7 protein-coding genes are annotated in these 13,118 nt (G+C 36.1%); 1 reads left to right on the top strand and 6 read right to left on the bottom strand.

Going from position 1 to position 13,118, the window contains the following annotated elements:
* Positions 1–32: 32 nt before the first annotated feature.
* The 4 genes from EQG68_RS06515 to EQG68_RS15025 all read right to left on the bottom strand — a co-directional run bounded on the left by EQG68_RS06515 (position 33) and on the right by EQG68_RS15025 (position 3,374).
* A complete protein-coding gene (locus EQG68_RS06515; RefSeq protein WP_129463980.1) occupies positions 33–557 on the bottom strand; it encodes a DUF4136 domain-containing protein in 525 nt (174 codons plus the stop codon).
* Positions 558–635: 78 nt separating this feature from the next.
* The gene (locus tag EQG68_RS06510) at positions 636–2,630 is read right to left on the bottom strand and encodes a urocanate hydratase (RefSeq protein WP_129464009.1); all 1,995 of its coding nucleotides are present in this window, start codon (positions 2,628–2,630) and stop codon (positions 636–638) included.
* A 53-nt stretch (positions 2,631–2,683) separates the two neighbouring features.
* Positions 2,684–3,160 carry an SF0329 family protein gene (locus EQG68_RS06505; protein ID WP_129463979.1) on the bottom strand — a complete coding sequence of 159 codons (477 nt, stop codon included), beginning with the start codon at positions 3,158–3,160 and terminating at the stop codon, positions 2,684–2,686.
* 37 nt (positions 3,161–3,197) lie between these two features.
* On the bottom strand, positions 3,198–3,374 hold the full coding sequence (locus tag EQG68_RS15025) for a DUF5522 domain-containing protein (RefSeq protein ID WP_164975402.1): 177 nt from the start codon (positions 3,372–3,374) through the stop codon (positions 3,198–3,200).
* Between the two features lie 28 nt (positions 3,375–3,402).
* On the opposite strand from EQG68_RS15025, the gene EQG68_RS06500 reads away from it, so the two are divergent.
* Positions 3,403–3,729 carry a hypothetical protein gene (locus EQG68_RS06500; protein WP_129463978.1) on the top strand — a complete coding sequence of 109 codons (327 nt, stop codon included), beginning with the start codon at positions 3,403–3,405 and terminating at the stop codon, positions 3,727–3,729.
* Here the strand turns inward: EQG68_RS06500 and EQG68_RS06495 are convergent.
* Both EQG68_RS06495 and EQG68_RS06490 read right to left on the bottom strand, forming a co-directional pair.
* Positions 3,726–8,369 carry a hypothetical protein gene (locus EQG68_RS06495; protein WP_129463977.1) on the bottom strand — a complete coding sequence of 1,548 codons (4,644 nt, stop codon included), beginning with the start codon at positions 8,367–8,369 and terminating at the stop codon, positions 3,726–3,728. The two genes, EQG68_RS06500 and EQG68_RS06495, sit on opposite strands and share 4 nt — an antisense overlap.
* Before the next feature lie 347 nt (positions 8,370–8,716).
* On the bottom strand, positions 8,717–12,859 hold the full coding sequence (locus EQG68_RS06490; RefSeq protein WP_129463976.1) for a hypothetical protein: 4,143 nt from the start codon (positions 12,857–12,859) through the stop codon (positions 8,717–8,719).
* Between the last annotated feature and the right edge of the window lie 259 nt (positions 12,860–13,118).

Genomic DNA, 13,118 nt, shown 5'->3' with positions numbered 1-13,118 from the left:
ACTGAGACTAAAAACTCCAAACTATCAACTCCCTACTTTTTCTTCGGTGGATATTGAGCTAAAATCTTCGTCACAAATTCATTGATGCGTTCGTCTTTTTTATCAATATTTTTGGTTAAAACCCCAATGCCTTCGCCTTGCCAAATCAGTTCTTTTTTTCTGTTATCAATCAAGTCGATAAATAGGGTTCCTTCAACGTAGGAAGAAACATTGGTGTTCATACCTCCCCATATCCAAGGGTTCCATCCCCATCCCCATCCGGCGTTGAATTGGTTCACATCTACTTGTTCACGTTCTTTGGTGAAAATATTGACCAATAAATCAGGATTTTCACTCTTGCTAAAGCCTTTGGCAGTCATTTGTTCGTCAATGGCACGCAGGATTCTTTTTTTGTCTAAATCGGAAATCTCGACTTTGTCAATACCGCTTTTTTGATAGGCATACGTTCGGTATTGCGTAAAATCAACACTTTTATCATAATCTGAATAAACTCTTACGGAGCTACATGAAGCAAATACGAAGAGAAAAAGTAAGGGTAGGAATTTGAGTGTTTTCATAGTATTTTGTTGTTTCAGGTTTCACGTTTCAGGTTTCAAGTCCTCAGGGTTAACTTGAAACCTGAAACTTGAAACAATTTATAATAAATCATCATCTACTACATTAGGGATGGTCACTTTCAATAAAGGTTGCGTCTCCATCGCTCTTTTTATCGCAAAAATTGCACCTTCATTTCTTGCCCAATTTCTGCGAGCGATTCCATTGTTGACATCCCAAAACAACATCGATTTTAGTCGTCTGTCGCTATCCTCTGTACCATCAAGAACCATACCAAATCCGCCGTTAATTACTTCTCCCCAACCAACGCCACCACCATTGTGGATGGATACCCAAGTGGCTCCACGGAAACTATCACCAATCACGTTGTGAATCGCCATATCTGCCGTAAAACTCGAACCGTCATAAATGTTAGACGTCTCACGATAAGGCGAATCGGTTCCGGAAACATCGTGGTGGTCGCGACCTAAAATGACATACCCAATTTCCTTTTTCGCAATGGCTTTGTTGAATGCTTCGGCAATTTTCATTCTTCCTTCGGCATCGGCGTATAAAATTCGGGCTTGCGAGCCTACGACTAATTTATTTTTCTGAGCTTCTTTAATCCATTTGATGTTGTCTTGCATTTGCTGTTGGATTTCTATTGGAGCGGTTTTAGCCATTTCCTCCAAAACATCACATGCAATTTGATCAGTTTTAGCTAAATCTTCCGATTTCCCACTGGCACAAACCCATCTAAACGGACCAAATCCATAATCAAAACACATCGGACCCATAATGTCTTGCACATAACTGGGGTACTTAAAATGAATGCCATCCATCGCCATTACATCAGCACCGGCTCGAGAAGCCTCTAATAAAAAGGCATTTCCGTAATCAAAGAAATAGGTTCCTTTGGCAGTGTGTTTGTTCACAGCCGCAGCATGTCGAACTAACGTTTCTTTCACTTTTGTTTTGAAAAGTTCTGGATTATTGGCCATTAACTCATTCGATTCCTCAAAAGAAAGTCCAACCGGATAATAACCACCCGCCCACGGATTGTGCAACGAAGTTTGGTCTGAACCTAAATCGATATGAATATTTTCAGCATCAAATCGTTCCCAAACATCTACAATATTTCCAAGATAAGCGATGGAAACGACCTCTTTATTGGCTTGAGCTTTTCGTACTCGAATCACCAATTCATCTATATTTTCAATCACTTCGTTAATCCATCCTTGCGAGTGACGAATATGTGTTATTTTAGGATTCACTTCAGCACAAACGGTCACACAACCGGCAATGTTTCCTGCTTTGGGTTGTGCACCACTCATTCCACCTAAACCGGAGGTAACAAATAAGGAACCAACAGGGTCTTTTTTAATTTTTCTAAAACCATTCAATACCGTGATGGTTGTTCCGTGCACGATTCCTTGCGGACCAATGTACATATAACTTCCGGCTGTCATTTGACCGTATTGTGAAACACCAAGTGCATTCATTTTTTCCCAATCATCGGGTTTGGAATAATTTGGAATTACCATTCCGTTGGTAACCACAACCCTCGGAGCATCTTTGTGGGAAGGAAATAATCCCATTGGATGACCGGAATACATCACTAAGGTTTGTTCGTCGGTCATTTCCGAAAGGTATTTCATGGTTAAGCGATATTGAGCCCAATTTTGAAAAACCGCTCCATTTCCTCCATACGTAATTAATTCATGCGGATGTTGTGCCACAGCATAGTCTAAATTGTTTTGAATCATCAGCATAATCGCTTTTGCTTGTTCGCTTTTTCCGGGATATTCCGAAATGGGTCGAGCATACATTCGGTAGTCCGGACGAAGACGATACATGTAAATACGTCCGTATTTTTCTAATTCTTCTCTGAATTCAGGTAGGAGCGTAGCATGGTGTTTCGGTTCAAAGTAGCGTAATGCATTGCGAAGAGCTAATTTTTTTTCTTCCTCTGAAAGAATTTCTTTTCGCTTAGGAGCGTGATTTATTTCAATTTCGTATGGTTTTGGAGAAGGTAATTCGGTTGGAATTCCTTCTGAAATTTGCTCTTTGAATGTTTTCGTATGTATTGCTTCCATTTTTGGATTGTTTGATAATCTGATTTGACTAATTAAAGCCATTATAATGTGTTTTATTCAAGTCTTAGTTCAATCAATTGCTTTATCATTGGATGATTTTCCGCTTTATTCAATTCACTCAGCGTTCTTTTTCCAATTCGTTTATCAACTACTGCGAGAGCCTTAATAATAGGATTATAACTTTTAATAGCATCTTGAACATTCAGGTTTAAAAATCGGAAGGCGTTATCTGCAAAATCATATTTTGAAAATTCACCTTTTTCCATAATTTTTCCTTCGGTTCTGTCAGTAGTTTTTATTCCTTCGTGAGAAATGTAATGAGTTTCGGCTAATTTATTAGAGTAGCTTTGAAATTCATTCCAAGTGTCTTGGTTAGAGAAATTCAAAATCTCTTTTCCTTCCCAAGTTATCCAAGCTCTACCTATATAACTTGTCGAATTTTTATAAGTAGTCAAATGATAGTCAAGTCGGTCTTTTAAATTATCCGCCAATCTATCTTTCAACTCTTTTCTTAATTTACTCCATTTCATTTTTCAACATTATGCACAACTATTTACTAATCACTAATTACTTCTTCACCCTTCCTGTTTTTTTATCAAAACCATACGGACAATGTCGGCATCCGCTTTTGCAGCAATAGCCTCTTTTTAAATGGTATTTTTCTGTAAAACATTTATAACCTTCCGGCGTATAATAAAAATCTTCGCCTTCGATTAATTTATTTTCAGGATTTGGTGTATTCATAACTACAAAATTAGCAACTTTGCCACAAATGTTTGTATTAGTTATTAAATATTTAACCCCGAAAGGTTTTCGAGGACTCACTTTGTATCCGTTTGTGTTTTTAAAAGACAAATCGGACAAAGAAAATGTTGTGTTATTGAACCACGAACGCATTCATATTCGGCAACAAATTGAATTGTTGGTTGTGCCTTTTTATGTTTGGTATAGTTTAGAATATTTAGTCCGCTTCATTCAATATAAAGATAGAAATTTGGCTTACAGAAATATTTCTTTTGAAAGAGAAGCGTATCAAAACGAAAAAAACCTTCACTATGTAAAGCAAAGGTCTTTTTGGCGTTTTATCAATTATCTTTAATAGATTACTTTTTCGATGGATGTTGTAGTATTTTGTAATTTTATTTTCAATAATAAAGTGGAATTATTTTTTTGTAAATCACTCAATATTAATTGATTTGCATTAACGTTTTTGTATTCGGCTAATTTTTGCCCCAACACATTATAAACCAAAACAGATTCCATTAATTCGCTACTGGAATGAACAATAAGATTTTCATTTGATGTAACTCTTATTATATTTTCTAGAGAAAAATCTGGATTATTTAGCGTTTCATTTTGATATACAACTTCAAATCGATTGTTAAATGTTCCTTGTTCTGAATAAAAAGAATAAGGATTTTCTTTGATGTTGTGAAAGATATTTGTCAATTTATCTTTTAAATAAATGATTTGGTTTTCAAATAAACCATCAATGGCAGCTAGAGCAATGGTGTATTGACCACCGGATGGAATGTACACTCCGATTGGAACAATATCATTTACATCAAATGGTAAGCTTCTTCCTTGAATGGTTAGTTTTTCTTCGTCCAATAGAGAATAAATAATCATATTTCCGGCAACGGCTGTATTTGCATCAAAGAAACTGTCTCTTCCCATGGTTGCATTTTCAATATAGCCGATTAACGTTCGGTCATTTAATCCATCTGAATTGATAATGTCAAACCACATTCTGTGCCTTTCTAAATTGGTTAAATTGGATTCAGTTTCAATTTGATACGCATTTCTGTAGAATAAACTGTTATCATAGCTTGGATTTCTCAAACCATTATCAAAAGAGACAAAATCACTAGCCGGAGGTCCATCAATCATTTGAACAAAGAAACCTTGACCAGCTCCTATAAACAAATCGGATCCTGCGGCAGGACAACAAGAAGCTCCAGTGAAATTAAAGATATAATAATCACCCGGAGTATAATTATAAGCATAGGTGTCATAAAACGGACTGGTTATGGCGGCGGGTAAAGTGCCGTGTGTCCATAATCGTACATTACCTTCAATTTTGGTGTTATTATTATAAAGAAACTGACTGGCTCTAATTGCGGAAGGGTAAGGATTTCCTATCAAGTTGTAATTATCACTCAGATTGGTAATTTCTGTCCCGTTTAAACCATAATGAGTGGCAGTATTGGTGTCGCTTCCACGTGAGATGGATGTTGTGATTTGACCATTGTTTGGGACTCCTGTAAAACTGCCATTCAGAGTTGTTGGAGTATTTCCAAAACTATTTGGCCCACGCATGATATAGCCAACAGCAGGTTGCATGGTACTTCCGGCAGCACCTATCCAATAACCTTGACCTCCGTTTGGATTAGCAAACGTAGGGTTCCAGGTAAAAATAGGACCGGGAGTAATAGGGGCTGGGATATTGCTTACATTGAATCCTGCAACTGGCGATGACCAATAAACATAATCTAATCTTCGGATATCTGTATCCCTTCGGTAGATTATATTTCCTACGTTGGCAGTATTATTGATTTGAACTAAGCTGGAATTGTCCTGAATGTCAAATGTTCCATTCGGTTGTACATTTACCCAATCTGTGACGGTTATGCTATTGTTTGAGTTTACAGTTAAGGTTGCATTATTCAGAATTCGTAATGTTCCTGCCAATCCATTGTAATTGGTTCCTGAGATGATAGGATCGTTTGGTGTAATTGGAATTAAAACACAATCGGTATTATTAGGAATGCCTACAGGAGTCCAGTTATTGTTTTTATTCCAATCTGAATCAATTGACCCGTTCCAAGTTTTGTCTCCAATTACGGTTACAATCGTTTCATCGTTTTCAACAATTGTTGAGCCGTTGCAAAGGGCATACGTAACTTGTGCAGTATAGGTAGTTGTAACAGTTGGACAAACATTGATTACGTCAGTATTACCAATAACAGGACCTGATGTGCCGGAACCTTCATACCATTGTATTGATGTTATCGATGGTCCAGAAGGAACAAAACGCCAAGCTTCATTAGTTACAGTCCAATCAGCATCGAGACCATTTCTTCCGGGAGCTACAACGGCTTGCGTTCCGGTTTCATCTTGTATACCTACTATGGCATTTCCTCCATTCCAAGTAGCACATACGTTTTTTTCTTTGATATACACTTCAATTACATTTGTGTCTTCATATAAAACAATCATTCCGGTATAAAGTATAGAATTACAAACGGATGAAAACATTGGGATGTCATTCCAAGAAGCTACAAGTGCTCTACAGCCTGTGTTTAGTGTAATTAACTCCCATCCAACCGTGCCTCCTACGCTTGGATCTATATCGTGGTAAACACCGTAAATTGTATTGGGGAATAATGCACCGACCAAACTTGGAAGATTATCACTAAAAGCATAACCGGAAGGACTACTTGCATTAGTGGTGTCGAACGAAATCATTCCATTAGAACCCATTATACAGGAATTATAGGTGTTTCCATAGAAACAGAAATCGAAAGGAATATTAATTACCGGAGACCAAATGTCGTCAATATTAACGCTTACCGGATTTTGAAGACAATCAAATTGATAAGGAGGAGCATAAGTTATTGATTCTACTGTATAGGAAGAAGTATCCCCTAATTGTAGGTAAGTAGCTTCTAAGTCAACACATGTAGAAACTGAGTTACAATCTAACGGAATAGGGTCGGCTCCGTTTAAACCTAATCCTCCGGATAGAACAGACGGACAAGCCAGAGCTGAAGTGCCTGTTCCTGATCCATTGGTACAAGGATTTGTGGTACAGTTTATTATAAAACTAACATTTCCTCCCGCACTGTTTTCAGGATCTAAGAGAAAATAATATTGAATACCTGCCGAAAGGAAAAAAGAAGAGCTGGTGGAAGCTCCAAACAAATCATCAACACAACTCCAACCAATATTATTACAACCATCGGATACGGCTTTATAATGGTAATCAATTGTTGTATAAGAATTTAATTGTTGAATAGTATAAGTCCCTGATTGAGTAGGAGTAAAAGTATAGATAGATTCAATACCCGGTGTAGTCCATCCGCAAGGAGAATTTGGGTAGCTTCCGATTCCGGAAGGAACAGTAAGATTTATGGTTGACCCACAAGTAGCAATATTTGTTACAGTTAAACAAGGGTTTGGAGGAGTAGTGACACACATAGTAAAAGTTCCTTGTCCACTTCCATTAGCATAACTATAGACTCTAACAAAGTAAGTGTTTCCTACTGTTAAGCCAGTTATGACAGAAGATTCGTTTCCTGTTATAGTATCGTCAACACAATCTAAACTAGACAAAGTACCACAAGAGCCACTAAAAACTTGTAGTACGGCATCACTTAAGGAGCCTGGTGTTACAGTAACATTATGGATCGTTGAAGTAGCTACAAAACTAAACCAAACATCATCATCTGCACCTCCAACACAACCTGCTAAAGATTGACTTGCTCCAAAGGTTGATCCTGCAGTTGTAGAAGTGCATGTAGTAGTTGGATTAACAGTTAGATTAACTGCATTTAAACAGTCGTCGTTACCAATTGGAGGTGTACAACTTCGAGAGATTGTAAAGGTTCCTGTTGTCGTACTTCCTGAAAGCCAATGAGCTATGTAAACGTAGTAAGTGGTACCATTTATTGTGCTAAATGTGGCTGTTTCTGGGAATGCATCAGTACAAGCAATATTAGTTAAAGAACCACAAGTTCCTGTGGCTACTGAAAGTTTTATATCAAAAGAAGGATTTGTTGTTATAGTTGTTACATTCCCATCTCCGACAAAAGTATACCAAACACCATAGTTAGACATTGAACAACCTGAAACATTAGCAATATTAGTTGTGTTAACAGTTGTGCCTGCAAGATTGGTCGTTCCGCAAGGAAGAGGTGTTGCATTGGAACATAAGTCATTAGCTGGAGGTGTAGGAGCGGGTGAACAAGTCCTACTAATGGTAAATGTACCGGTTGTGGTACTTCCTGCTAACCAATGAGCAACATAAACATAATAGGTAACACCATTTACTGTAGTAAAAGTGGCAGTTTCTGGGGCTGTATCTGTACAAACAATATTTGTCATTGAGCCACAAGTTCCAGTTGAAACCGATAATTTAATATCAAAGGAAGGATTTGTAGTGATTGTAGTCTGTTGACCATCTCCGACAAAAGTATACCAAACACCATAATTAGACATTGAACAACCTGAAACATTAGCAATATTAGTTGTGCCAACAGTTGTTCCGGCTAAATTTGAAGTTCCGCAAGGGAGTGGAGTGGCGTTTGAACATAAATCATTTGAGGGTGCCGGTGGTGCTGCCCCAATTAAAGTAACAGTAATTGTTCCGTTTAATTGATTTGTAGTACTGCAATTAAAACGATTTAATTGCATACGATAATCGCCAGTAGCTGGGGGAACGAAATCAATAGAAGCGGCTGATCCCGCACAACCCGGGCCATCATCATCATTGTATGCTAAGGAGGCAGTTCCTGCAGCATTAAAGATTGTTAATTGTGTGTCAAAACCTGAGCCGCAATTTGATACTCTATAAACATTTCCTGCTATCATATTTGTAACTAAAAAATTTCTTCTACCGCCATTATTCGTTGGAGGAGTACAAGTAATGCTATTCCCAATTATTGTTGGAGCAGCTGTTGTACAATGAATATTAGCTGTGTAGGCAGTACATTGAGCATTTATCTCAATACCGTTCAAAAAAAGTATAGTTGTGAAAGTAATAAATCGAAATACGAATAGCGGAAAAAAAAATCTCCAATTTTCTTTTATCATTGTCAGGTTTCAATTAATTTCCACTAAAATAAAAATTTTAATTTAAAATGTAACAAAACAATAATCATTTGTTAATAAATTGTTATAAAGTTTAAAAAAATCGTTAAAATCACCTTTCTATATAAGTTTTTACTTAATATTTTAAGATTGAAAATAATAAAGATTATACAAACCGACAGTTTTTAGTAAACTTATTATTTATTCTCTCATAAAATTAAATATAAAAAAACCGTCTGATTTTTCAGACGGTTTTTTTAATTTATATTTGATTTTTAAAACAGTACTTTCTTAATCGAAATATTATCATTTACGGTTTTAATTTTTAATAAGAGAGTTTGTTTACTTCTTTTTTCATTTAATGAAAACTCATTTGCATTGACAGAAAAATAGTGATTAACTTTTCTTCCTAACATATCAAAAACCTCAATTTCACTTATTTGCTCATTACCGGATCGTATAACAATGTTTTCATTTGTAATTACTTTTATTCCAAAATTTTCTACTTGGTCAATTCCAAGTGTTTCGTCTTGATACAGTAATTCAAATCTATCATTATAGATTCCAGAATTTACAGTGAAAGTATAGGGATTTGCTGACAAATCATGCACTAAGTTTAGAACTTTATCTCTCAAGTAAATGGTTTGATTGTTAGAAAAAATTCCATCAACAGCTGCTATTGCAATGGTATAAATCCCATCTGTGCTAACTTTGAAACCAAGAGGAACCACATCATTAGAATCAAACGGTAATGGTCTTCCTTGAATACAAGCTTTTTCACTATCGATTAATGAATATATTATCATTGCATTTGATGTCTTTGTATAGGCATCAAACATTCGATCTTTTTCGTAAGTAGCACCTTCTATATAACCAATTAGTGTTCTACTAACAGTTCCACTTTGAGCTACTATATCCAACCAAATTCTACTTTGTTCTTGACCGGATTGAACTTCATTAGTTGAATTTCTATAAAATTGAGTGTTATAATTTCTAACTCGCATAGAATTTGTAAAATTAGCATTGGTAGTCAAAGCGGGTCCATCTAACATTGCCACAAAGAAACTTTGACCAGCAGGAATAAATCCGTCATAGGTTTCAGGACCACTAATAGTTCCGGTACCGTTATGTATAATATAATCTGCCGAAGTATAATTGTAACCAAAACTTCCATAGAATGGGTTAGGAGTTGAATTATTAGGTAATGTACCATGTGTCCACACTCTTATTGAGCCTTCTAAATCAGGGTTAGCAGCCATAAAGTCTGTAAATCTGATAGCCGATGGATATGGATTTCCAATAAGGTTAAAATTATCATCCATATTTGTTATTATTACTCCGTTGGTACCTGGGTAATCTGCTCCCGTATAACTACCACGAGCAATAGGAACACTAATATTTCCATTATTTGGCACGCCAACAAAGTTTGCGGTAAATTGTTGTATTGTTGTATCGAAGGAATTTGGTCCTCGTACAATATAACCTTTACCGGGGATCATATTTTCGTTAGCATTTGTCCAGGTTCCAAGACCACCATTTGCATTGGCAATAGTTGAATTCCAGAAGAATCTCAAAGAAGCTGAAGTTCCCGGCGAAACCGCACTTACGTGGAATGGAGACACAGGTGAAGACCAGTATACATAATCTAATTTTCTTATAAATGCATTTCTTTTGTATTCAATATTCCCTGTATTTGAAACATCGTTTATTTGAACAAGACTAGCATCATTTTCAATTTCAAAAAGAGCAGTTGGTTCAACTTCAACCCAATCAGTTACTGTGATTGCATTTTCAGATTTTATTGTAAGCGTCGCACCATTTAAAACTCTCAAATTTTTTGCTAAACCTTCATATTCTGTTCCAATTACTTCCGGGTTATTAGGGGTTACCGGAATAGTAACACAATCCGAACTATTTGGAACACCAACAGGAGTCCAGTTATTAGCGTTATCCCAATCTAAATCGATAGTACCATTCCAAATTTTATCTTCAATCACTAAAACTTCAGTTTCATCGGTTTCAACAACGGTTGATCCATTACATAATTCGTAAGTTACTCTAGCTGTGTAAGTAGTAGAGGTTAAAGGACATACCTCAATTGTGTCAGTTGTTCCAATCATTGGTCCTGATGTTCCAGATCCTTCAAACCATTCTAAGGTTGTGATAGGAGCTCCAGATGGAACAAAACGCCATGCTTCATTAGTCACAGTCCAGTTAGGGTCTAAAGAATTTCTATTTGGAGCAACTACAGCTTGTGTACCGGTACTATTTTGAATACCTACAACAGCATTTCCTCCATTCCAAGACGGACATACATTTTTTTCTTCTATATAGACTTCAATAACATTAGAGTCTTCATATAACACCATCATACCGGTGTAAAGAATAGAATTACAAGTGTTTGAGAACATTGGTATATCATGCCATGAAGCAACTAATGCTCTACATCCGCTGTCAAGGTAAATTAATTCCCATCCAACCGTTCCACCTTTACTTGGATCGATATCATGATAAACACCATAAATAGTATTGTTGAATAAAGCACCGACAGTACTAGGTAAGTTGTTGCTGAATTGCCATCCTGCATATCCACTGGCATTTGACGTATCAAAGGTTAATGTACCGTTTGATCCAATTAAGCATGAATTATAAGTGTTGCCAAAAAAGCAGAATGAAAAAGGTAAATAAATTTCCTCTGACCATACGTCATCAATGTTAACACTCACAGGGTTTGCTAAACATTCAAATTGATAAGGAGGAGCATAGGCAATCGATTCAACTGTATAATTTGTTGTTTGTCCTAATTTTAAATAGTTAGCTTCAAGGGTCGTACAAGTTGAAGGAGCATCACAAGGTATAGGATCCGGATTGGCACCGCTTAATCCCAAACCTCCTGATGTAACCGAAGGGCAACCCAAAGCAGAAGTTCCAACGCCTTCACCGGCAGTACAAGGAGCTGTTAAACAATTTATTTGAAATGTAAAACTACCACCAATACTATTTTCAGGGTCAACCATAATGTAATAGGTTGTACCTGCTGACATGTAAAATGTATAACTTGTTTGATTACCATTTAAATCCTGAATACACGTCCAGCCTGTTCCACTACACCCTGTAGCAGATGACTTGTATTGATAATTTATGGTTGTATAGGAACTTATTTGTTCTATGGCAAAAGTTCCTGACATAGTGGGAGTGTAAGAAAATATTTTCTCTAAACCCGGTGTTGAATTGAAACAAGCGGAAGTGCTATAAATACCACTACCTGATGCTATTGTTGTACTTGTAGTGGTTCCACAACCGCTGATACTGGTTATTGAGGAGCATGGGTCAGCAGGTGTTGTTACACAAATAGTAAAACTGCCACGGTCACTACTTGAACTATAATAGCTATAAGTTCTAACATAATATGTGTTTCCAATAGTTAAACCACTTGCTGTAGCTTCTTCCGGTGAGTATGCTAGTGTTGCATCTTGACACACTAAACTTGTTAAGGAACCACAGGATCCGGAGAATATTTCAACAACAGCATCATATAATGTGTTTGGTGTCACTGTTACCGTATGTATAGTAGATGTCGCTACAAAACTATACCATACGTCATCATCAGCAGAACCGGCACATCCCGATTGTGATTGTGTTGCTCCAATTGTAGATCCAATTGTTGATGAACTACAAATGGTATTAGGATTAACCGTTAAATTAATTGCATTGCTACAATCATTATTAATGACAGGTGCAGAAGTCAATGAAATGTTATCAATCGCAGCCGGAGGTTGTGTACCACTACTATTATTATTTATCCATTCAAAAATCAATCTAAAAGTTTGACCAGCATAATCAGTTGGTAAATATACAGTTGCATTAGTCCAAGATGATTGGTTTTGATAGACGGCTAATAATACTCTTCCAGTAGGAGCAGATCCTGTTGCAGTAACTGATGCCCCATAAGTAGGAGTGTAAGATGTTGGTGTTAACCAAATTCTCATAAAATCGTTATTTGTTTGACCTCTTCCAATCCAGTCAAAGTTTAACTCAATATTTGTTTCACCTGAAGGTACAGTTACATCACGGTACAAATGTGTTCTGCGACTTGCATTTAATGTATAACTATGAGGTGGAGGTGTAATTGATGTATTATTAGTTATATATGCACATCGTACTCCAGAAAATCCTGAAGTTGCTCCGGTATTACACACCCATTGATTTCTAGTGGATACGCTTGTTGTAGCAGTCCAACCATTAGCAGCGAATGTAGTTCCACTTTCGAATCCGCCATTGGTAGCTGGATCAATCAATAATGTTTGAGCTAATGACATTTGAATTGTACACAACAATACTAATGTGATTTTTAAAAAGAGTTTGTTTAGGCTAACTTCTTTTTTTGATTTATTAATTAGTGTAGAATAATTTTTCATGACTATTAATTTTTAGGATTTTCTTTTCTTAATTTTTGACTGGACAAATATATTATAAAATCGACAAAGTGTATAGAAAAATCGATGAAATACACAAAAATAATAAAAATGTAAGAAAAGTAATATCTAAATGTTAATTTTAAATGCTCACATTTGATAATTTAGACACTTTTTTTAAACAATGATTTACTTAATTTTCTAATTTCTTTAAAAAAAATATCTACAATTTATAATTGAATGAAATAATTAATTAAATTTG

It is taken from the genome of Flavobacterium piscinae (genome assembly GCF_004122145.1).
Taxonomy (GTDB): Bacteria; Bacteroidota; Bacteroidia; order Flavobacteriales; family Flavobacteriaceae; genus Flavobacterium; species Flavobacterium piscinae.
The sequence above is the reverse complement of the archived record's forward strand: the minus strand, read 5'-3'. Positions and strand labels throughout refer to the sequence as shown.